This is a genomic window from Neptuniibacter sp. QD37_11 (assembly GCF_047778105.1).
Taxonomy (GTDB): domain Bacteria; phylum Pseudomonadota; class Gammaproteobacteria; order Pseudomonadales; family Balneatricaceae; genus Neptuniibacter.
Map to the genome: position 1 here is coordinate 481,659 of NZ_CP180552.1, position 26,497 is coordinate 508,155.

The 26,497-nt window shown below is 46.3% G+C and carries 2 protein-coding genes; both read left to right on the forward strand.

The window, feature by feature from the left end; all coding sequences use genetic code 11:
• The first annotated feature begins 117 nt into the window (after positions 1 to 117).
• Entirely contained in the window at positions 118 to 24,537 is a 24,420-nt protein-coding gene (locus ACMXYT_RS02140; protein WP_415911803.1) for an LEPR-XLL domain-containing protein, read from the forward strand.
• A gap of 82 nt (positions 24,538 to 24,619) precedes the next feature.
• Entirely contained in the window at positions 24,620 to 26,494 is a 1,875-nt protein-coding gene (locus tag ACMXYT_RS02145; RefSeq protein ID WP_415911804.1) for an efflux RND transporter periplasmic adaptor subunit, read from the forward strand.
• The last annotated feature ends 3 nt before the right edge of the window (positions 26,495 to 26,497 follow it).

Here is a 26,497-nt window from a genome sequence, read left to right on the forward strand (position 1 = left end):
GAACTACCCCGTTGTTTTATAAGAAGTATTTAGAACCGGATTGGTGTGGCAGCGTCGATCCGGTTTTTCAGCATTTATAGAATGGTCTTCGGCAGGACCGATTAGAGGGTGATTTGTATGGCGATTAAAAGGAATGAAACGGCAAAAAGTAGGCTTTGGAATGCAGTTAATAGAGCCAATCTCGGAGTGCCAAACGAAGGGTCGCAAAGACCTTCTACCGCCAAACATGCATTGAGAAATGATCGCTTCAGGCTCGAATCGTTAGAGCCTAGATTACTCTTATCCGCCGATCCTGTTTTTGCAGCAGCTGCTAATGCTGATCTAACAGTTCGTTTACTTCAAGAAGATGACATTACCCTTGTTCAGATTCTTGATAATACTGCCGACTCTGAAGATTCTGCCGTGCTTCAGGAATACACACTGATTGACGATACAGGTGCAACAGTTCTTGATAGCCTGACAATTGAGGGTGTTGATGACTCAGATGAATCTCTTACCCTCGAGAATAGTCTGCTAGATGACACTACCGGACTTGTGGTTAATTTTAATGGTGGTACAGGTAATGACACCGTTGTAGGCACAAGTGCTGATACGCAATGGAGCTTAACGGGTTCTGGCAGCGGTAGCGCAGATAAAGGAAATCTTAATTTTACCGGTGTCGCGAACATCGAAGGCGGTGACGGTGATGATTCTGTTGCCAACGGTTCTGCTACAGCATCTTGGTCATTGACTGATACATACTCAGGTTCTGTGAATAGTGTCAGTTTTACGGGGGTTGAAAATCTAACCGGTGCCGCTGGTGATACCTTAGATTATTCTTCTTATGGTATTGGTGTAACAGTCGATTTAGCTGGTGGCTATGCGACCGGTTTTGCCTCTGTTGCTGGTTTCGATAACGTTACAGGTTCAAGCCACGCAGATACTATTGCTGGTAATGACAACGCCAACACTTTGATCGGTGGAGGCGGAGACGATACGTTGGTTGTTAATCGTGATGCAAATATCACATTAACTGATACGGAAGTTCGCTTTGATGGCGAGCTGGCAGGTTCTGGCGAAGACTCTATCTCTGGCTTCGAAGCCGCTTCGCTAACTGGTGGTGATGGCGACAACACGATCGATGCTTCGGCATTTACGGGCGTTAATGGCGTCAGTATTGATGGTGGTGCAGGCGCTGATACATTGACAGGTACCGGTGTTGCGGACCGCATTATTGGCGGTGAAGGTGATGATACCATCTATGGTGGTGCGGGCGCAGATGTTTATGTTGCATCAACTGACCAAGATATGCTTATTGCTGCAGGTGGTCCTGGTGATGCTGAGTTTAAAGCCGGTGCCATGAATGCAGGGGGGCAAATTAGCTCTCCGAATGATAAAGATACCTTGTACAGCATTGAATCTGCGGAGCTTACCGGCGGTGATTCGGCAAATACTATTGATGCAAGTGGGTTTGCTGGAAGTGTAACCATTGATGGTGGTGCCGGTGACGATAATATCACTGGCTCAGCGCAAGCAGATATTCTAACAGGTGGTTTAGGTGCCGATAGTATCGAAGGTCTTGGCGGTGTTGATACCTTGGTGGAAAGCAGCAACGGCCATTTTGCATTGGTTGGTACTGCTGCTAGCTCGACTTTAACGTCTAGCAAAAACGAAACTGCGCTGATTACTCTAACTGGTGTAACTTCAGGTACTTTTACCCTGACCTTTGCTGGTCAGACAACCGCCGCTATTGCATATAACGCCTCAGCTGCTGAAATTAAAGCGGCCCTTCGTAGCTTATCTAATGTTGGTGAACAAGATGTCACTGTAGCACTGGGTGACATGGATGCTTCTACTGATCCTGTAGATGGAACAACTGAGTGGACGATCTCATTTACGGGCGATCTTGCTGATAGCAATGTGGCAGATCTAACCCTAGATGATACTAATTTGACTGGAGGATCTGCATCAGTAGCAGTGACTCAGCATTTTACTGAAGACGACACGATCACCAACGTTGAGGAAGCTGAACTTACTACAGGACAGGGCGCTAATATTCTGGATGCTTCTGGATTCTCTGGTTCTGTAACACTGGACGCGGGTTCAGGCGACGATATTCTGCGTGGCGGTTCTGCTGCGGATATTCTTAAAGGCGGCTCCGGTAGCGATATTCTTTCCGGTGGTGCAGGTGAAGATACGATTGATGGTGGAACAGGCAATGATATTTTGTCGGAATCCGGTGATCGTAACTTTTATCTTACCTCTACAGCGCTTCTAAATGCGGCAGATGCAGCGACCAGTACAGAAGACGATACATTGTCTGGTATCGAAGGCGCAGAGCTGACAGGTGGCGCGAGTGCTAATACGATTGATGCGTCAGGGTTTAGCAATGTTGATGCGACGACTCAGCTTTATTACCTAAATAATGGCTTTGGCGTAGGTACTGGCCAGGGCAATGACCTCCTAGTTAAGCTTGGTTCCACCGATATTGAGATAGATCTTAGTACGGCAAATACTATTCAGGACGTGCTTGATCTAATCACGGCTGCTGATGCCGCGCTTACCGCTGTACTAGATGGTATCGCGATTCAAATCACCAGTTCTGGTGCTGCTATTACGGAAATTAGTTCTCTAAATAGCTCTACAACGGCTGAAGATTTAGGACTTTCCTTCACGGGTAGTTTGGCTACAGTACTAGGGGATACCTTAGGTACAGGCAGTGTCACACTTTCTGGCGGCGCTGGTGCTGATACGCTAGTAGGCTCTGGTGGTGCTGATGTTTTAATTGGCGGCAGCGGTGCTGATGCAATTGATGGGCAGGGTGGTATAGACCATCTTACCGAGACATTTGATCTGAACATGACTCTCTCCGATGCAACGGCTGCAACTCATGACGCAGAGCTCGTCATTGGTGCAGATGCTGCGGATAAGTTAACAAATATTGAGAAAATCACGCTGACGGGTGGGGCCAGTGCAAATACCTTAGATGCATCAGCCTATAGCTTGACATCGGTTACCTTAGCTACTGGTGGCGGCGCCGACACCTTGAAAGGCGGTTCGCAAAGCGACATTTTTATTCTTGATGTCGAAGGTCTTACGGCTGGAGTTGATACAGTCACCATCAATGTAGGTGGCGGTAGTGCTAACGAAGTTGTTGTTCTGGATACCGATGGTTTAGTTACTCAGGATGACTTCGGCTGGGTGACTTGGGATGGTACAGCTGCGGGTACACAAACCCTTAAAGGCAATGATGACAGCGACGGTAACAAAAATAAGCTTGTTGTTAGCGAGAATATCACGCTGTCAGGAACAAACCTAAAACTCTTAGCTGACACAATAGAAATCAAAGGCTTCACCATCGATACTAGTGTAAATGGTGGAGTGTCAGGTGATATTTATCTTGAAGGTATCAACATCACAATTGATGAAGGTGCCCAATTAATCGCTAAGGACGATAATGCTGGTACTGCCGGTGATATCACGATCTATGGTCTGGATGACCGTCTAGACTGGACTTCCGGTTTCGCCAATATCGACTTTATTGAGTCGATTGTAACTATCGGGCAGACCGAAGGTGCTGGTGGCGAACATACCATTATCAAAGGTGGCGATGTTGTTGTTTATGCTCGTGCGAATGCCCAGCACTACATCAAAGATACTGATCACTGGGATTTTGCCCTAGATGACTACTTAGCTTTCGGTTTAGAAGGTATTGCTGAAGCTGCAGAAGGTTTTGCTCTGTTTGCTGCTGTGTCTTATGCGAAAGGTAATGCTCAAGTTAAAATTGGTAAAGAAACTGAGATCGAAGCTGAAGACTTTATTGCTGATGCGACTTCGATTGTTAACGTTTCAGCCTCTCCAACAGGTTGGGCGTTTGCTGGCGCAGCGGGTGTAATCGAAAACACTGCAAAAGTAGAGATCGACGGTAAGATCACAACGACCGATGATCTGATAGTTCGTACGAATGTGGATAACACCACCAACGTACTTGCCGACCCAACTGCGGCAGGCACCATTGCGACCAGTGTCGCTATAAGTGTAACTAACTCTGAATCTACTGCGCATGTGCAGGATAACGCTATCCTAAATGTTGGTGGTGATTTAACGGTTGATGCTAATACGGTTGATAAAAACCGCACGATGGCGCGTTCAATCTCCGGTGATACAGGAGCCTTAGGTGTAGCACTGGCATTTAGCTATGAAGATGGCAATACCAATGCTTACCTAGACGGAACCGTAAATAGTTCTAATAGCATTTCTGTGACGGCTGAAATGGAAAAAGCTGCCATTGAAGCGTCAGAAATGATCTTTGTGCCTACCATCGTCAATGGTGTACAAGCCGTTTCTGCAACAGGCTCTGATTCTAAAGGCAACTTGCTTGAAGATACCGAAGCTACAGCTAAAGAGAAAATGACCGCAGGGGTGGATAGTCTGACCGGTGGTTTCATTACTAAGGTTTCTAAAGCTATTGCGGGTAAACTAAGTTCTGATCCTCCAGGCGATCCTTGGAAGTTTGATGCTAGTTTCAGTACTGCTGTTGTTATCGATAAAAACAAAGCAGATGCTCGCATTGGTGATGGCGCTTCAGATGGTGATACCGACAGTGGCGATATTACCTCTTCTGGTGATATTACGGTTAAAGCTGTTGTTTCTTCGCGTCCTGATGTAACTGCATCATCTAGTGCTGATGATGAGAATAAAGATGACTCATCCAAAGGCCCTCAAGCAAATACTGGCGGTTCCGTTGCGATGGTCGTTGGTATTTTCGAGAACGATGCTGATGCACTGATTAATAGCGGCGCTAAGGTTGATACCGAAGGTACGCTAACTGTCGATGCGCAGGCACTGAATCAGATCGATCCATTAGGTTTATGGGGCGCAAACCTAATAGCGCCACTTGTGTCTGGTGATAGCATTGAAGCAGATTATGATACGACGCAAGACTATGATCAGCCGATCAAACTTGAAGGTGTTGTTGAGGTTAAACAGGGCCACACAGCTGGTGGTAATGTTGGTTCTTTCTATGAATATACTGGCACTCATGAGCAGACCTTCGACCTTTCTGAGGTCAATTTCACTTCCGGTGATTGGAAGGAAGTAAATCCATTTGCAGAAAAATCATCAGGCTTTATTGGTCAGCTTACAACTTACCTTGATGATAATTTAGGTTTAGATAACAACCTGATCGATAGCTGGTCAGTCGCGACTGCTGAAGGGCAGAAACTGTCGTTGGCTGGTGCCGGTACTGCGATGTTTATCGAGCAGGATTCGGATGCGCGAATTAAATCTGGTGCTGAGATCAATCAACGTTTAGCTTCATCGGGTACACCGGGTGATGTCGTTGTTACCGCAAATAGCATCAACCACTTAGCTGCCTTGGGTGGTAACTTTAAAACCCCAGGCATCTCTTCGGGTAATACAACAGGTTCAGGTGAGAATAAACAGCGTACGTGGAAGCCTTCCTGGGAGAGTGGTGGTGCTGGATCATCTTCTGCAGATGGTGGAAGTGCTGCAGGTTTGACCGTTCTTTATCATGGCTTTACGGGTAATTCGACTGCCAAGATTGAAGATGGTGTTCTGCTTGATGCAGATGCTCTGAAGGTCGTCGCTGATAACGAAACTGTAGGTGTCACCTTTGGTGCGTCCGGTGGCCAGTCTGACAATATCGCCTTCAATGGCGCGGTTATTATCAATGAAATTGATAACAGCACGATTGCGCAGATCGCTGAAGGTGCGACAATTAATGTAGGCAGTGGTGATATCGGCGGTAGCGGCCCATCTTTGCAAGTTAAAGCTAAAGATGATGCCTATCTAATTACTGTTGCAGGTGGTATCGCTGCATCTGAACATGTAGGTGTAGGTGCCGCTGTATCTGGCAACATTGTCGATCGTGAAACTGAAGCACTCATTGGTGCTCGCGATGGCGAAGATGTTGCGACAACGAAAGGTTCTGTAACTGTAGCTGGCGATCTAACCGTTGAAGCCGATCACGAAGGCTTTATCGGTTCTCTTGCGATCTCTGGTGCGAAAACATCCAGTAGCTCTACGCCCGAATCTGGTGGTACAGGTGTCAGTCAGAATAATTCGGATGGCTCAAAGAGCGAAACAGATGACCCGGGTAAACTGCCGAATAACCAGAAAAATTACGACAACGTTATTGCAGAGCTGAAAGCACGCTTTGGCGAAACGGATAGTTCGTCCGGTTCTTCAGGTAGTTCTACAGCGAGTGAAAATGCGGGCAAATCGGGCATTGGTATTTCTGGCTCAGTAACCATCAATTATGTTGAAGATGATGTTTGGGCTTATATCGACTCAAGTGGTGACGTCACTACAACCGATATTGATAGCACGATTACGATTAAGTCAGATGATTCGACTGCGATAGGCTCTCTTGCAGGTTCTGCTGCTATCTCCTCAGCTAGCGCAGGAAAGTCCGCTACCGGCATTGCTGGTGCTATTGGTATCAACCTGATTGGCGGTAAGAGTGCGGCATTTATTGATAATGCTGGCACTATTACTACGCCGCGTTTAGATATGGATGCGACCCGTACAGGCTGGGTTGTTTCCATCAATGTCGGTGTTGCTGGTGCAACAGGTCAACAAGGCACTGCCGTCGGCGGTTCCGTAGCTGTCACACGTATTACATATTCCACTGAAACAAGTATTACTAACACGCCTACCGTTGTCGTGAACGGTCATCTGTCTATGCATGCAGATGATTCTAGTAATCTTATTCTTGTCGCGGGTGCTGCTGGCTTTGGCGGTAAGTCCGGCGCAGGTGTTTCTGTTGCTTTCTCTGAGATTGAAAACTCTGTTACTTCGAAGATTGATAATGTTGATAGTCTGAAATACACATCAGGTTTAGATGTAAATGCTAAGGCAGATGGCCTTCTCGTAGCAGTAACGGGTACTGTAGGTGTATCGACTAGCAGTTCAGGTGGTCTTAGTTTAGCGGGCACCCTATCTATCAACATGGTTGATACCGATGTTGATGCGGCTATTTTAAATACCACCACGACAGCAGATTCTGCTGGCGACGTTACTGTTTCAGCTTTAGATGACTCTTCAATTTTCTCGTTTGCAGGTGGTTTTGCAGCGGGTGGTAAAGCTGGTTTGGGTGCTGCGTTAGCACTTAACTTTATGACCAATACGGTGAAAGCTCGTGTTGAAGGTTCGACGATCAGAACTGATGGCAATGTTACGGTTAAGGCGCTTGAAAGCAGTTCATTAATTGGTATCGCACTTGGTGGTGCTGGCACTAACAAGTTGGCTATTGCTGCATCTGTTTCCGCAAATCAAACCGCTAACACCGTATCTGCAAAAGTACTTGATAGTGCGATTGAAGGTCGAGGTGATAACACTTCGTCCTCTGTTATAGCGCAAGATTCTTCAACTAGTGTAGGTATTGCAGGTGCAGGTGCAGGAGCGGGGAAAGTCGCTCTGGGTGCAAGTATTGGTGTTAACTTGATTGGTAATACGATCACGTCACAGGTGGATGATTCACTTATCCACATGACTGGTTTGAACTCCAATATCAATGTTACAGCGATAGCAGAAGAAGTTTTGGTCAGCGTTGCTATTGGTGGCGCAGGAGCAAATACTTTTGCACTAGGTGGATCTGTTTCGGTTAATGAAGTTACTAATACTGTAGAAGCTAAAGTAACTAATAGTTTGGATACATCTTCATCTGGAACGCCAAATAAAGGCCTTCATGCGACAGGTGATATCTCTGTATCTGCTGCTGATAGCACAACAATGGTTGTTGTTGCTGGTGCGGGAGCCGGTGCAGGTACTGCAGCAATTGGTGCTGCAGTTTCCACAACGGATGTTGGCAATACCATCAAGGCCTCTATCGATGGTTCTACGGTTAATTCATCTGCTGGCAATGTTTCTGTTACTGCAGGTTTTGCTGCGCCTACGACGGCAGCTGATCTTGGTAGTCTGGGTGTTGATACGGCTGACCTTCCAGATGAAACCGATACCAGTTCGCAAATCATCAATGTCACTGTAGCTGGTGCCGGTGCAAATACCTTTGCTGCAGGCGCCGCTATATCTTTAAATTGGTTACATAACAGTGTTCAGGCCTATATCAGCGGTGGTGCTGATGTAGATGCAATGGGCGATATTAAAGTTAATGCCCGTGATGACGCAGATATGATCAGTGTTGCTGTAGGAGCTGCAGGCGCAGGTACGACAGCAATCGGTGCTGCATTGGCTTATAACTATATTGGTGGTACGCCTGAGGACCCTAGCCGCACAGTTGATAGTAGCCGACTGACTGATGATGCCGGACAGGTACTTGCGTACATCGATAATTCACAAGTTGATTCATCCGCTGCGGGCGTCGAAGTGGCAGCCCATGCTGATTCGAGCATTATTAATGTAACTATTGGTGCAGCGGGTGCAGGCACTGTTGCTGTCGCAGGTTCAGTTTCCATCAACTTTATGCGCAATATTGTGAGTGCCCAGATTAAAGGTGGGGCTGATGTATCCGCGCATACTGATGTTGATGTTAGTGCGACTGTTACACCTATTATGATTATTGTTGCGGGTGGTGGCTCCGGTGCGGGCACTGCAGCTGCTTCTATTGCTTCTGCTACGAATGATATGCGTAGCAGCATTAGCGCAAGTATCGAAGGCTCTGGTACAACAGCAACGGCGACTACGGGTGATGTGAATGTTGCAGCAGAAGTACTAAATACTAATCAGTTACCTACAGTAGGTGATGCTTCTAATCAGGCTGATACTTATGCAGCGAATGCTGCTGACCCAGACGAAAATCCAGATCCTATTTTAGATGCTCAGATTTGGAGTTTTGCTGTTAGTGGCTCTGGTGCAGGTACTGCAGCTGGCGCAGGAGCATTGAGCCTTAACTGGATTCGTAATGAGGTCGAAGCATACATTGCGGATAGCGAGACAGTTACAGCCAATGCCGGAGGTGTCAGTTTACGTGCATCTGATCAAGCAACTTTAAATTCTCTATCAGCGGGTCTAACAGGTGCTGGTACAGGCGCTGTTGGTGCTGCGGTCGCTTATAACTATATTGGCGGTGACCCTGACGATCCAACGTCTGATCGTAAGAATTTTGCGAAAGTTTATATTGATAATGCCACAGTGAATGCTGGCAGTTTGGCGATGAATGCTATTGCTAATGCCAACATTAATTCGCTTGCAGTCGGCGCATCAGGCGCAGGTACTTTTGCTGGCTCTGGCGCTTTATCGCTTAACTGGATTAAGAAAAATGTTGAAGCGTTGATCACCAACGGCGCTAAAGTAACGACAACCAGTGATATCACTGTTCGTGCTTCAGATAGTTCAACTATTCGTTCCGGCGCTGTTGTGATTGCAGGCTCAGGCACTGCTGCTGTAGGTGGTGCGGTTGCTTATAACGAAATAGCTAACACTATTTCTGCAGGTATCTCAGGTTCAGGAACAACGGTTACTATCACCGCGGGTAATAGCAGAGATATCGTGATCGAATCCCTGTCTGATTCTACTGTGAAAACTTTAGTAGCCAGCGTAGCTGGTTCAGGTACTGCGAGTGTTGCAGGTTCAGCAGGTGCGAACCTACTGGAAAGCCAAGTGAACGCTTTCATTGATACAGCAACTGTAACAACAGATGGCAGTATCTCTGTTTATGCGGAATCTAAAGATACATCCGAAGGTATTGTTGGCGCTATTGGTGCGTCTGGAACGGCAGGTATTGGTGGTGCCGTAACTGTAAATCAGTTGGATAATGGTACTTATGCTTTCATCGATAATGCGACTGTTGTAGCTAAAGGTCTGGGTGATGGCGTTGAGGTTAAACCTTCAGCAAATGCGGGTTCTACCGATACGGTCAATGGCGTATCCGTTCGTTCAAATGTTGCCACTAACTTAGAATCTTATGCTGGTGCAGGTGGTATATCAGGAACAGTTGGTCTCGCTGCTAACGTACTGGTTAACCGTGTTGCAAATACATCTGAAGCACGTGTTAAAAACTCCACAATCAATAACTCCACGGATCGTGGTAAGCATCTAAAAGTTAATGCTCATCAGGAAACTGATTTTGTCAGTGGTGGTGGCGCTGCGGGTGTAGGTCTTGCAGGAGGTGGAGCCGCAGCGACGGTAGATACTAACTTTATCAACAATACTACTCGCGCCTACATTGATGGAAATAGTAACAGTAAAGATATTTATGCAGCTGATGGCATAAGTGTTTCTGCAGTTTCAGATGAAGACCTGAGTACAGTCGCGGTCAGTGTTGGTGGCGGCCTCTATGTCGGCGCGTCCGGCACCGCTTCAGCCTTTAAGTCCAGTTCACTTACAGAAACTTATGTGAATGCAGCTGATCTTAATTCTTACGGTGATATCACAATCAGTGCTGATTCTGATGTTGATATGAGCTTCGATGATGTGTCGCTGGCATTAGGTTCTGTTGGTGCTGGTGCTTCTGTAAGCGTTGCTCTATTTGAGGGTACTACTAAGGCGTATACATCAGGCAGTAGTTCTCTAGTCTCGGAATCAGATGGTGTTGGCGGAATAGGCGGTACTGTTTCTGTCACTGCTAATGCTAAGGAAAGCTCTGATGCTCTTGTCGCTGCAGGTGGAGCGGGTATTGGTGCAGCAGCTGCTTCAGTAGGAGTATTGAGTAGCACTTCACAAACTTCCGCATATCTCGGTAGCTCTACGACAGTGACAGCGCTGCAAGGTGTCACGGTTACAGCAGATCATGTTATTGATGTAAACAAAGAGAGTGCGAGCGCAATAGGCTCTGTATCTGTTGGCGGTGGTGGTATTGGTGCTTCAGTTGACGTAATCACCATTAATAACACAGTCGATGCACATATTGGTGCGGGATCAGTTCTTACAACTGTAGGTGCTGTCCGTGTAGAAGCGACAGCGACTAAGAATGTTGAATCTAATGTATTGGCTTTTGCTGGTGGCGCAACAGCTGGGATCAGCGGGGCGGTGTCATATATCTCAATAGGCACTGGCCCAGATGGTGATAATGATAATGAACTCTCAGCTTCACAATCTAGCGTAGCTTCCGGCTTTGGCAGTAGCACTGTTAGTGGTTTAGGCAGTGACGGCTCTGCACAGAGTGCACAAGCGAAAGGTGATAGCACGCTAAGTAGCGGCTCATTCTCAACCTTAGATATTCAAGCTGATAATAGTAATCCATATAGCACACGTGCCTATATTGGTGACGCCGTTACCATTCAGGGTGTTGATGGTGTTAATCCAGTAGATGGTAGCAGTGTACGGGTGTCTACCGCATCAGTGACGGTTAAAGCGGATGAGAACATTAATGTTGATGTTCTAACTGGCGGCGCTGCTGTGGGTGGTAGCGTTAGTGTAGGAGGAACGGTATCTGTTACATCTCTAGGCGGGAACACAACCGCATGGATTGGCAATGCTGGATCTATTGAGACAACTGGTGCGGTCACGGTTGATGCCGATTACACGACTGACGTTGATATTGAAGTTTACGGTGGTTCTGCAGGCACTGTTGGTCTTGGTGCTCAGGTTGCAGTGCTAAACGATAGCAGCAATCAGTCTGCTTACATTGAAAATGGCACGAGTGATGCGAATGGCGCGCAAATTGTTAAGGCGAGTTCGCTAGATATTAACGCGGCAGCGAATCGTGATATCAACATTGATATTGTTGGTGTATCTGCAGGTATTGCTGCGGCAGGGGCCGCGATTGGTGATGTGTCTGTTTCTGGTTCCACTACCTCATATTTAGGTGATTATGCTCAGGTTGGGCAAAGCGGCACTTCTGGCTTCACGGTTACAGATGTCAATGTAACGGCTGTTAATAATCTGAATGTGGATCTAGACGTTACTGCAGTTGCAGCAGGCTTAGGCGCAGGCGCTGGTAATGATGCGAATATTTCATACTCTCCAACGGTATCTGCTCGTATAGGTAAAGGCTCTGATATTGATGTAACAGGAACTGTTACTGTCTCTGCGGTTGCTACTCCAGAGATTGAAACCGATATGCTTGGTGTCTCTGCTGGTGGTTTAACCGTTGGTGTCTCTCTGACCGATGTTGATGTTAATGCTAATGTTTCTGCAACGTTAGGATCTGCTGACGGTACTGAGGGTAGTATCAATCTTGATGCAGCAGCCCTTAATGTGATGGCTGCTACAGATGTAAAAGATGGCGGCAATGGCATTAGTGCTGAATCTACCGGCTCTTCAGGTTCGCTAGTTGGTGTGAACGCAACCCTAAGTGAAGTCTCAACGACGAGTGTTGTTGAGAGCATTATCGGTGCGAACTCTAATTTGGTTGTAGCGGGTGCCGTAACGATTGCGGCGGTTACAGAGACTCGTCAGAAAGCGAACTCCGATAGCAATACCGGCGGTATTGTGGCTGCGGGCGCGAGTACCGCGACTGTTTCTTCTAACACGACAACAACAGCGCGTATTGCGTCTGATGTTGATATCGATGGCGGTAGCTTAAATCTAGTTGCCACAGGTAATGATGATAACTTAGCTGTAGCGGATGCCGGTAGTGGTGGTGTGCTAGCTGGGGCTGGTGCAGCAGTTACAACGAATAACACCAGCAATACTCAAGCGATCATTGATGGCGGCCATACGTCTGGTCGTAGCATTGATCTGGACGATGCCTCTAATGGCGCGGTAATGATTACAGCGGATCATACAGCTAAGTTTAATGGTGAAATTAGCACTGTAGGCGGTGGTGCCCTAGCGGGTAGCGGCGCTGAAGCAGATCACGATGTTAATGCCACAGTCAGTGTCTCTATTGGAGCGAATACCGATATGGATGCTCGCTCCATGGATATCTCAGCTACCAACGCTTTGAGTAAAAATCAGACCGGTATTGATGGTACTGTGGGCGGTGCTCTTGCGGGAGCTGGCGCAGATAGCGATATAGATCTGAGCATTAATACTACGGTGGATGTTGGCGCTGGCGCTAAGTTGGATGTAGTTGGGTCTGCGTTTGATCCGGGGAATCTATCTATTGCGGCGCTAAATAAACTGGATGTTAAAGACAAGATTACCCTAACGTCTGCAGGACTAGCATCGGGTGTTGGTGCTAATGCAAATATCTCTACCAGTCAGGATTTAAGCCAAGTATCCATTGGTAGTGGCGCTCAGTTAAGCAGTGTTGGTGATGTGACTTTCTCTGCACGTGGTCAAGGTACTGTTTCTGCACAAGTAAATATGGATACATATGGTGCAGCGACTGTAGGTATCGCGGACGCTACTGTAAATATTCAGCCGGTTAACCAAGTGAATGTTGGTACCAATGTTCAAATCGAAGCGGCTGGCGATCTGAACTTGTTAGCGGGAATAGGCACCGATAAAACACGTGACCAATACACTATCGAAGCACGCACAGATAGCTTTGCAGGTAGTGCAATCCCAATTGATGATGTTAATGCGTCCTCTACATTAGTACAGACAAACTCAATTACGGTAGATACAGGCGCTCATCTTAAGACCGCTCGTGATGCCAACCTATATGCAGAGGACTTCGGTCTAGCGCATATGACTGGTAAAGCAAAAGCGGTTAACTGGGCAAGTGCTGTAGGTGATGCAATCAATAGCGTTACTGGCGGCGGCGGTGCTGAGCAGTATGATGGTTATATCCACTCAGATGCGACTGGTACGGTAACTGTTAACGGTAAGATTGAAACAGGTATTAACCGTCACCAAGAGTTGATTGTTTCTGGGATGGATGCCTTCGGTAATCCAATCATTTCATCTATTTCTGACGGTATTGAGTACACTGTTACTTCTCAGGCGCTTGAATCAACTTTGAGTGCAGAATTGGCTGAAGCACGCAAAGCCTATGCGCAGTATCAATACAGTAATGCTGAGCTGAAAGCTTATTACGAAACTGAAATTACCCGCATCGAGAATGAGATGTTGGCGAAGGGGCTGTTGGAAGTTGTTACTAACTCTGACGGTAGTATCAGTAAAAACCGTATTGACCAATCAGTTATTACAATTGAAGTGGCGCCAGTTTGGGCAGAAGCGGGAATTATCAATGTTCGAAGCGACTTCCTGTTGGGCAGCGGTACTTTTGATGCTCCAGGCGATGCTAGCATCACTATTACCAATAATTCGCCAGCCTTCCTCAAAATTCATGGTGCAACAATTCCTGAATCAACAGGTGGCTTGTTCCACAATGGTATTGAGGTAACAGAAGCGACGAAAACAGATGGCTACACGCTAATCAATGTTGCAGCTTCTGGCGATCCTGAAATTAATATCATCAACTATTATGAGCCAGGCCCAGGCATTTCTGCGCCAACGCCAGAAATTCAGATCGTTGGCGATATTGAGAACCTAAACGGCCTCGTTAATATCCAAAATGATGTTAGCGGCGGTGATATTAAGATTACTGCAGAGATCCGTTCTAAGGATCTAAACATTGTTGCAGGTGGCAGTGTCTTCATTACTGGTTTGACAGATATCAGCACTGGAGGTGAGCCATATTCGCTCTGGAGTGAGTACTCTCCAGGTGAAAATATCACCATGCAGGTTGAGGAAACTTACACCTACGAAATCTTCGGTATAACTTTAGAAGGCACACGTACCGTTACTAAGAATGTTGATTTCGGTAAGGGCCAAGGTGTTGGTGAAGTAAGCAGCAGTGATGTTACGGCGATTCTGAACCAGTCACCTGATGAAAACTCGATGATTTATGGTGATCGAGTTTATATCGATGCCGAATATATCAACCTCAACGGTATTGTTCAGAGTGGTCAGCAAGATATAACCCTTAATCTGACTCAAGCGAACATTGAAGCGGCTAAAATCAGTAGCAATGTTACTGCTAGTTCTGTAGGTCTGGTTAAACTAACTGATCTTTCTAACCGCTTCTTCGGTGTGTACTGGGATACTCAAAACCAACGTATCTTGATTGATGAGGTGCGTGCTAGTGGTGGTGATATTGAACTTCGCGGTCATCTGTTGAATACAGGTAAAGGCGAAGTACGCCTCTTGAGTGGTTACAGTGCGATCAATGTAGCTAACTCTTCCAATTATGATATTGAGATCTTAGGCCTAGATGTATCGCAACGCGGTGCAGGTACTTTGATCATGGCTGACAAAGCTAAAGGCAGCAGTAGTGACCCTCAGGTGACTATGTATGAGAAAACAGCCTTTGGGGATGCGACAACAACAGGTAATGAATCTGCAATTGATTACCTGAAGTCTGCAGGTCATGAGATTGGTGTTACAACCTTATTGTTCCTTGCCGATAAGCCATCAAGCTATACACACCAAACGGTCATCCAAGAAAATGGTGTAGACGTCATTGTCGAAGCTGTTTATACGAAGACTGCAAATGGAGCGACAATAACTACACAGTCTGGTGATGTCATTACAGTTAATAGCTCAGCTATCGCAAACCAGTTAGCTTATGAGGTTGGTAACTCTGCAAACGGTGTATGGCGTGCTGGTTGGTCGATTGATGTTGATAAGTCGATCTATCGTGAAACTATTCTGTCGTCATCCTCTCTGTGGGGTATTGACTTCCTATGGCCTGATCCAGCAGATATTAGTTGGGATCACGAGCGGATTGATAGTCAGCCTGTATTGGCTGATGAAGGTATCTATTACTTCTTGGATACATCGGCTAATAAGTTAAATAACTATAACTACGATAAGAAAGAGACGACCTTATCTTCCAATGAATATGAGAAAGATCATTGGACGACAAGTACTTGGTACGGCAAGAAAACTTACTACTCTCACTACGTACAGGAAGAGAAAGTTGCCGAAACCCACACTCATGATATCCGCGCTGATAATGATATTACTATCAAGTTCCAGGGTTACACTGAGGGGCAAATTAACTTAAGTACTTCCGGTAGCGGTTCTGATCTATTACTAAAAGGTCCGTTGGCTAACACGAGTGGTACAACCAATGTTACGGCGTCGCAGGGTGGCATTTACATGCTTTCAAGCGAAGCTTATGTCGGTGGCAAAAACATCAACATGTACGCCCGAGATGATATTGGAAGTGCAGTGTTGATGATGGCCTTGAACCAGACTGATGATGCTTCTGCATCATTCAGTGCTACTACTGTTTCTGGTGATATCTATCTGGATCAATTTACTGGTAGTTTGGCAATCGACACGATTACAGCGGGTAACCGTTCTGACGTCATTATCCAAGCTCAGCAAAGTATCACTGTGGCTGCAAGCGGTTCTGGTTTGATTACAGCAGGGGCTGTAACCTTAACGGCTGAAGGTGGCTCTGTAGGTAATAGCTCTTCAAACAAACTAAAACTTGATTCAGGCACCGAACTGCGTGATGCGGTTGAAGTATGGGCCAAGCAAAATATCTACTTAGCTGAAACTAGCGGTGATATGCACCTGTTTAAAGTAACGGCTGAAACAGGTGATGTTTATATCAGTGTGTTGGCTGGTTCTCTGCTTGATGCTAACAGTTCCGTGGAACGTGATGATCGTACACGAGAAGAGTTGATTAACTCTGTTTGGGCTGAATTGCAGCTGACAGATGGCACAGGTGCATACGATAAGATCCAACAAGCTAAAGATGTCTATGCGGCTGGTAAAGAGAGTGAGTACCAATCTTACTGGCAGATTAGAAATGAGCAGTTTGGTGGTGTGTATGATTCGAATGATGCCGTTAGCCTGACCTCAGAAGAGGAATCCTATTACCGCACATTCTATGCTGAGCAAGGTAATACAGCTGCGGAAATTGATGCGGCTATAGCCACCCTTGAAGCGAAGAAATTATCTCAGTACCACACTTTGCACTCCGAGTATGGTGCAGGCGCTTATGATGCGAATTACAGCTATACCCTGACCGCTGATGAAATTGATGCGATTGAAGGTAGCATTAAAGTTTGGACTGAAGACGAACTGATGAATCTAATTAGTGCCGGCTTACTGAAACCAGTAACCAGCACAACTGATAATGAAGATTCAAATGTTGTTGCTGGTGGCACAATTAACCTAAGTGCATCTGCAGGTGTAGGTGCAGCAGTTGGCGGCGTTACGATCGAAACCGATGGTGATTACACAGACGATGAAAAGTTTGCCCTAGCTGCAGCTGAACGTTCGGATATCGCTTTCCTAACCAGCATTGAAAGCAAGAACGTTGAGGTAGATATTGATGCATCTGGCACAATTACCCGCGGTTCTGGTTCTTGGATCGATGACGGATTTACTGCTGGTATGCAGATCCGCATGATTGGTGATAGTGCAAATGCGACAGAAGGAAGTGAATTCTTCGAAATCACCTCTGTTACAACAGATACCATCACACTAAGTTCTGGGTTTGATAGCAGCGAAGTAGCTCAAACTGTGACGGTTACGCAGGTGCTGGCTTCGCCAACGAATCAGACAATTATCGCTGCATCTGAAGATTGGAACAGCAGCTTTGTCGTCGGCGATGTCATTACTCTTGAAGGCGTAAACTACCTGATTGACCGTTTAACGTCCGATCTGATCGAAGCCTCTCTGGCTGATGATAGTGTTGATCAAACTGGTGCGGTTGTTGTTGATAGCAGACGTTATACAACGTCTACAATTACTCATGTTGCAATCGATCAGCGTGAAGATATTAACGTTGACGATGCCCAATTAGGCGGCACGCAAACTCTAACCGTAAGCGCCGGCACTAACTTGTATATTGGCTCTCAAGGCAAGTTGGATCTAACAAGTATTACTTCAGGCGGTAATGCAGATGATGCAGTACGCATCAAAGTTAAAGATGGCATTACCTCGAGCCAAGGCTCGGATACAACAGTTATCCGCGGTGGCCATCTGATCCTAGAAGGCGGCCAAGGTGGCATCTATACTGGCAGTGATAATTCTCCAGAAACACTGCGTATCGATCTCAATGATGGCGCTACACTTACCGCTCGTGCTTCCCAAGGCGTCTACCTGAAAGAAGCCAGTGGCGATATGAATGTCGCGGGTATTTATGCAGCTAGCGATAAGATTTACCTAGAAACCGAAAGCGGTTCAATGCTGGATGCGCTGGATAACGAGTATGAAAATATTCGCGCAAACCGTGTAGAGCTAGTTGTTGCAGGTGGTTCCGTCGGTGAAGCTGATAACGCCCTAGATGTTAATATCGTTGCAGCGCCTACCGCTACAACCGGTACGGTCAATGTATTGGCTTCCGGTGATATCAATCTTGCAGAAAGCGATGGCAACCTAAACATTGATCACGTTAAATCAACAGGCGGCGATGTTCGCTTACAAGCTCATCAATCTATTATCGATGCGCTTGATAATGGCCTAGTTGATGGTGCACTACCGCAAGTGGATGTTGAAGGTGCAAGCATTACCTTAGTGACGATTCTGGGCACGATCGGTGAGGCCGATAATGATCTGGATATCGATACAGGCTCTGTTGAGGGTGCGACCTTAACAACGTCGAGTTATGGCCATAGCTACATCACCGAAACCTTAGGTGATCTATACCTGAATACCCTTGAAGCTAAAAACGGTAATACTGCGTTTATCGCGGCTCCAGATGGCAGTATCTTAAATGGTCGAGCATCGGGTAGTAACGTTGCATCCGGTAAAGTTTATCTTGCAGCAGCTAACAATATTGGTGCTGTGGATAAATCTATTAAGACTGAAGTTGGCGGCGTAGAAGCTGAAGCGATCCTTGGTAGTGTTTGGTTAGATAATACCGGCGCGTTGACCGTTGGTGGTGTTCTAGATGTTAACAAGCCGGGTATTAGTGCTGGCGGCGCTATCCGAGTTGTAACTCACAGCCCGATTACACAGGATGAAGATATTACTGCTGTAGGTAATATCGAACTGATTGCTACAGACAGCACCGATCTGACAGCTGACTTCTTAACCATTAAGTCGGGCGTGACATTGACGACTGAAGCAGACGTTATCCTCTATGCAGGTGATGATCTGTTGATTGAAGATGGTGCGACCGTTCACGGTACTAATGTTTATATCTTGGCAGATAGCATTGATGTGAGTGGCGATGCGTTCACCTTATCTGAAGCGTTAACGAGCGTTGCTGATACAGGTGGGAGCACCATTACCATCTCTGGTTTGGTTACAGCTGATAATGCTATTCATACCCGCGGTGACGCCGAGAACGACACGATTATTGTTAGTGCTACCGGTGTGATGATCGCTGATGTTGAAATGAGCTTCAACGGTGGTACTGGCGATGACAATATTCAGTTCTACGGAACGGTTTCTGCTGATGCTGCTGAAACTCACGCTGGTGTTGATGTTCTTATCGATGGTAACGAAGGCGAAGACACCGTCTTGATTGATGCCCTTCAGTTGGTTGGTGATACCCGTATTGAGGGCGGTGCTGATAACGATGCGATTACAATCAACGAACTACATAGCCGTACGGAACAGCTAGTTCTGGATGGTGAGTCCGGTACGGACAGCTACACTATCAACCGCACAGGTAACGATGCCGATTATGTGATTGATGTTGAAGATACCGGTGCTCGTGATAGTGGTGCTGATACCCTAAGCATCAATGGTACCGCTGATAACGATACCTTCTTACTTCGTGCCAACTTTGTTGCGGCCCTTCATGGTGATCTGGACGCGGGCTTTACGAACAATGTAGAGCGCATCACTTACAACGAAAACATTAACGCTCGTCTGACTATTAATGGTCATGCCGGTGATGATGGTTTCTACAGTGATGACAACAGCAGTATCACCACGCTGGATGGTGGCGCAGGTAATGATACCTTCCAGATCGGTCAGCTTTACGGTGCTGATCGTCAAGCTCCGTATGTCGCTGTAGGTGACGAGATTGAAACCACCGAAACTACACTAGGTTTCTTGAGTAACGGTAACAGCTTGCCAATGGTTGTTTATGGCGGTGATGGTGAAGATCAGATCACGGTATACAGCAACAAGGCATTGACCAAACTGTACGGTGAAAATGACGATGATACCTTTGTTGTTCGTGCCTTCTTGAAGAAAGGTACCACTGAAACAGCAGGTGGCGGTGAAACTGAACTCTTTGGTGGTGATGGCGCTGATAACATCCAATACAGTATCAATGCCCCACTTAAGATCGACGGTGGTGCAGGCAATGACACCTTAGTTGTGCTTGGTACTGAAGCTGATGATAACTTCATGATCACTGAAGATGGTATTTTCGGTGCAGGCCTTAATATCGGCTTTGAAGGTATCGAGTTTGCAGAAGTTGATGGTCTAGAAGGCGATGATAACTTCTTTATTCTGAGTACTAGCGAAGATGTTGAAACAACGATTATCGGCGGTTTAGGTAGCGATACCTTTAATGTTGCCGGCGATGTAACTGAAGATATTGTTTCGTACTCCGTAGAAGGTCGCAGTGGCTTTATTAACCACAGTGTTTGGAGTGATGATCCTCGCTTTAACGGTATCTTCGTTGATGGCGTATCCCTGAATGTTGCAGATGATGAAACAGGCAAAATTCAGGTTGATATGGTTGATGGCAGTCTGGTCGTTGATGAAAACGGCCTGTTAGATGACTTCTACGAAGTTTCTCTAACAGCGGCTAAACCAACAGCAGCTACGATTGCATATGTGACGGTATCTGCAGCACGCGCTTCTAGCAGTGATAAAGAACTACCAACGATTGGCGGAGGCGATCCTGCTGATAGCATCTTAGTATCCGTTGATGGTGTTAACTACTATGAATCATTAGTGCTGAACTTTGATTCTACTGCAGCAGATGGCTCCGTGGATGACTGGCTACGTAAGCAAAAAATCTACGTTAAAGGTGTGGACGACGGAGCGATTGAAGGTGAACGTACAGTTGTTATCAATCACAGTGTATTGAGTGATAACCCTGACTTTAATCACCTAGATATAAACAACGTTGAAGTGACTGTTTACGATAATGATCAAGCCGATCTGATCATTACTCAGTCCGATGTTGATTCCCGTGTGGTTGAAGGGGCTGCTTCTGGAGATACCTTCACTGTAGCGTTGACTCAAGCACCGGCTGATGGCGAAACCGTCACCGTTGTTCTTGCAGAGAAGAATGCCGCAGGCGAAATCGACTTTGATAAGACTGTCCTAACCTTCGATAAGGATAACTGGGATGACGCTCAAACAGTAACGGTAACTGCAGTTGACGATACTGATGTTGAGAATGTCTTCCGTTCGGCAGTTACTTTCACAACCACAACGGACCTTGCGGTAGGTTCTGAATTTGATGCAGTAGTGACTGATGAATTGCGTGTTAGCGTTGTCGATAATGACACGGGCACCGTAATAGTGACGCCGACTAATGGTTCTACCATTGTGAGTAGCAGTGAGACGGATAACTACAGTTTGGTACTTAGTACCGAACCTACAGATCCGGTAACTGTTAATGTGCTGACTGATGGTCAAACTATCGTAAGTAGTGCAGATCCTCGCTTTAACGCGACTGATGGCTCAGTGACCTTTACTGCAGCTGATTGGGATTCTCCAATTGAGATTGTTGTTGCGGTGAATCCTGATTATGTACCTGATGCTTCAAATCAGCCTGTACAAAATCCTCCGTTGCAGCCTCATACCTTGGATCAGATTCGCGGTAAATTGATCATTGAAGGTTCTGTTCCTGAGGGCAAAGAGCGTGCGCTATCTAAAGCGGTGATGCTACCAACAGAAACAGATGAAGCGTTGCCAACTGTTGATATCAATACTGATGAAGCGGCTCAAACAGATACGTTGTATATGTTCAACGATGGCAGCCGATCTGATGATACTGGTTTCCTAACGGATTCTACGATTACCGGTTTAGGCATGGGTGCAGGCGGCGTTCAGTACAATGACGTTGAAGTTGTTGAAGTGTTGAATGGTCAAGGTGACGATACCTTTACAGTCCAAAGCACAGCAGAAGGTGTAATTACCGTAATCCATGGTGGTGGCGGTGATGATGAGATCTATGTGACTGGCGGTGGCGGCGCAGCAGCTCCGTTAATCTTGTTGGGTGACTCTGTACAGGATGGTTCTACCTACACATCGACCTCTGATGCTAAGACGACTAAAGGTCGTGAATTTGCTAATGCAGGTAACGACACGATTGATGCTTCCGGTGCGACAGGTTCCGTGGTTATTTACGGTGGTCAGGGTAACGATATCCTGACAGGTAGTAACCATGGTGATCATATTGCTGGTGGTTCTGGTAATGATGAAATCTATGGCCTAGGTGGTGACGATCATATCTATGGTGATGCCGGCTTTAACTTAGATCTAACTCAGCGCTTGAGCCTATCGACTCAGATTCTAACGGTTGTTAATACGGCTGATGGTGTTAATGATAACCCTGAAACCGCAGATACGTTGACGGTTGGTTCTGACACGATTGATGGCGGTGATGGCAACGATATTATCTTTGGTGACAAAGGTGTTGTTAATCAAGTTGCGGGTACAAATCGTATCCTAACAACGGCAGAAGTGGTTAGCATTACTACCACGAACCGTGATGAAGCAGCTAATGACATTCTGAAAGGTGGAGCTGATAACGATGTCATCATGGGTGGTCATGGTCAGGATGATATTGAAGGTGGCAGTGGTCACGATATCCTCATCGGTGACCATGCCGTTGTAGATTACAACGACGGTGATACTGATATTACAACGTTGGATTCAGTTACAACTGTTGAGTTGGTGAACGGCGATAGCGATACCATCAAAGGTAATGAGGGCGATGACCTAATTATGGGTGGTATCGGCGCTGATAATCTATTTGGTGGTAATGGCGATGGTGGCGACGCTATCACCGTAAGTGATGACGACATTATCTTCGGTGATCATGCGACTGCATTATTGGCTGGAAATAGCTTTGTTCGTCTACTAACGAAAGAACAAACTGAAGGTGTAGCTGACCTTATCAAAGGTAATGAAGGTTCCGATCGTATCTTCGGTGGCGCTGGTGCGGATACCATCGAGGGTAATGCCGGTGGTGACTGGATCATGGGCGACTTCGGTGAGATGAAGCTCTACAGTAACGGTAACGTTGAGAGCTTCTTCTCTGTAGATGAAGCTGGGGATGCGACTGCAGGTGATATCATCGATGGTGGCGAAGGTAATAACCGTGTGATCGCTGGCCTAGGTGAAGACAATATTACTACCGGCGCAGGTGATGACCATATCATTGGTGATAACGGTGTCCTTAATTACGGTGAGGATGAAGTAATTACTGAGGCGTATACGGTTGAGCATGAACTAGGCGACGATGACACCATCGAGTCCGGTGCAGGTGATGATATTGTCCTAGGTGGTAACGGTAATGACACTATTAGTGTAAGCGCCGGTAACGACAGTGTTATCGGTGATAACGGCTCGATTACCTTCAATCTTGGGATCCGCGATGTCCTACAAAGCACTGATACAACCAATGCTACAGGTGGTGATGACACTATCTCCTTAGGCTCTGGTGATGACCAAGCAATCGCAGGTGTAGGTAACGATACGGTTACTAATGAATCTGGTGAGACAATCATCATTGGTGATGATGGCTACATCAAAAACGATGGTAATGGCCGTTATCTAAATGCTTACACGGATAACTTCCGACTTGGTGGCGATGATAAGCTAACGGGTGGTGAAGACCGCGATATCATCTTCGGTGGTTTTGGTAAGGATGAGCTAGATGGTGGAGCTGGTGATGATCTAATGACCGGTGATGCCGGTATGGTCACGCGTAACACCGATACGATCGTACTTGAGTCTAAAGACTTGGAAGTGATCGATACACTCGATGGCGATGATGACATTTTACGCGGCGGTGCTGGTCTTGATCGCATGATTGGTGGTGCAGGTGGTGATCTGTTCTACGGTAGCTTCACAGAAGATGTGATGGTGGGTGAATACGCTCGTTATACATTTGCTGCTGATGCCGAAACATCAGGTGAGCAGGCAACCTTCGTTATCACACTAGCTCAAGGCGCACTTGACTTAATCCGTTCCTCACAAATTGGTTTGTATAAGAGTATTGCTCAGCAGATCTTCGATGCTTCTGACTTAGGTGAGGTAGCACGAAGCCGTACGGCCGTTGCTACAGAGCTAAGTGATGATGCTATCGCTGCTTTGGGACGTTTAGGTGATCTGCAAAACTTCAGTGGTTCTGCTGCACCGGGTGTTGATGTCGTTATTCAGTTTGACCCAACTGCAGCTGGTGAAAACTCGGAAGAGCAACTACCAGAAGGGGCTATTGCTGAAGAGGGTGAGCTACCTGAAGATGCTCAACAACAAGAGTGTGAGCCTGGAGATGTTGAAACTGTTGAGGGTGAAGTGGTTGAAGGCGAAGAGGGCGCTGCCCCAGCTGAATGTGCTGCACCTGAAGCAGAGCAAGTTGAATCTGAAGAGGTTAAAGATGAGCAAGGCGAAGACTCCGAAGTCAAAGCTACTGAAGAAACTTCAGAACAAGCTGAAGACAATGAAGAGTCAGCGGGCATTGCTGCCAACCTAGAAGCTGCATTAGCAGGTTTCAGTGGCTGGGCCGTAATGAAAGCGAATAAAGCCAATACGAAGAAGGAAAGCTCTAAACTTGATAGCGAATCATTAACGCAGCTAAAAGCCAGAAATAAGAAATCTGGTTACGTTAGCTGGGAAGATATTCGTAAGTAATTAAGATAGACTTTTCATAAGGGGCTGCTGCAGCTTATCTGCATGCAGCCCTTTTCGTTTTTAGTAACAGGCCTGCTCAGCCATGGACAATCAGTCAGACACAAAACATCCACAAGATTCTTCTAGTTCGCTAGAAACGTCGCAAGGTACATCCGTTACCTTAGATGCCTATTCGCAACAATCCGACAGTTTTTATCAGGATTGGTTGGATTCTCAGTGTTCCTTAATTGATGGGGCACAATCTGCTTTAGTTCTAGCGCCATTAGATGAAGATGATAATACCTACCACCCTATGGCTCTTTGGCCTCAGGATTCAGGAGTTCTATCGGATCTGCATGGATTAGCAGAAGAGATTATTACTAATCGTTCAGCACTCGTAACCGCTTTACCTGCTAGCGTTCCTGGGTATGAAGTTTTTGCGATTGGCTATCCAATTATTTTGGATGATGAACTGATTGCAGTGGCGACCGTTGCTGTCGCCGTATCATCAGAGCAGCAACTAAAACGTGCGATGCAGCTTTTGGAGCTTGGCGGCTCGGCTTTAGAAGTTTTAAAACTACGGTTGGAAAAGCAACAGCGCTCTGCCAAAGATGCTAGTTTAGAAAGAAGTATTGATTTTTTAGCCAGTGTTCAGTCCGAACCTGATTACGCTAGTTCAGCAATGCGTTTGGTAACTGAGCTAGCAGTAATGCTCAACTGTGATCGTGTGTCTCTAGGTAACTATCAAAAAGGCCACTCCAAGGTTTTACACCTTTCCCATAGTACTCAATTTGGTAAGCGGATGAACCTAATTCGCTGTATTGAAGAGGTGATGGATGAGGCGATAGACCAGCAGCAGTCCGTGGTCTATCCAAATCCTGATTTGGAAAGTAGTTCGGTTGTGATCGCGCATTCAAAACTATCGCAGCAGCAGGGAGATGCGGTTGTACTCAGTGTGCCTCTATATGTGGCTAACGATATTGTTGGTGCTCTGACCTTTGAAAGAAATCCCGACATTCCATTTACCGAGCAGGACGTAGCTCTGTGCGAGAGTATTGCTGCGCTGGTGATTCCTGCTCTAGAGGACAAGCGTTTGAATGATAGAGCGCTATTACTGAAAGTTTGGGATTCTGGGAAAACTCAATTTGCTCGGCTTTTTGGTCCAGGTTACTTAGGACGTAAATTACTCTTTATTCTTAGTGCGGTTTTGATCATCTTTTTCTCTGTTGCTCAAGGTAGTTACCGCTTGTCAGCAGATGCAAAGTTGGATAGCTATATTCAGCGGGTTATCGCAGCGCCTTATGATGGTTATATCCACTCAGCCGTTCATCGAGCAGGCGATGTGGTTAAGAAAGACCAGATGTTAGTACAGCTGGATGATCGAGACTTACATCTTGAACGCCTTAAATGGCTGAGTGAAGAAGCTAAGCTTAATCGACAGTATCAAGAAGCTTTAGCGTTCCATGATCGCGCTAAACTCAATATTATTAACGCGCAGCAAACTCAGATTAAAGCCCAGTTAGATCTGGTAAATAGCCAATTGGAGCGCGCTAAGCTTCTATCACCATTTGATGGTTTGATTGTTAGTGGCGATCTCAGTCAGAGGCTAGGCGGGGCAGTTCAGAAAGGTGAAGTGCTTTTTGAAGTGTCACCACTGCATTTTTACCGTATTAATCTTTTAGTGAAAGAGAGCCGTATTGCTGATGTCCTGATCGGCCAAGATGGTACATTGCACCTTTCTGCATTGCCTGAAACGCCATTTGAATTTGTAGTGACGAAGATTACGCCCCTAACTGAAGCCAAAGATGGAGCGACGTTCTTTGTGGTAGAGGCGTCATTACAAGGTGAATCTCTGCAGTTGCAACCAGGTATGGAAGGTGTGGGAAAAATCTACATCGATGAGCGTAACTTGTTGTCAATTTGGACTCGAGAGATGCAGGAATGGATGCGTCTTAAAGTCTGGTCTTGGTGGGGCTAGCGG

Bases quoted from the DNA above. Each gene is read 5' to 3' on its own strand.
- ACMXYT_RS02140 (WP_415911803.1), top strand. From the start codon at position 118: ATGGCGATTAAAAGGAATGAAACGGCAAAAAGTAGGCTTTGGAATGCA.
- ACMXYT_RS02145 (WP_415911804.1), top strand. From the start codon at position 24,620: ATGGACAATCAGTCAGACACAAAACATCCACAAGATTCTTCTAGTTCG.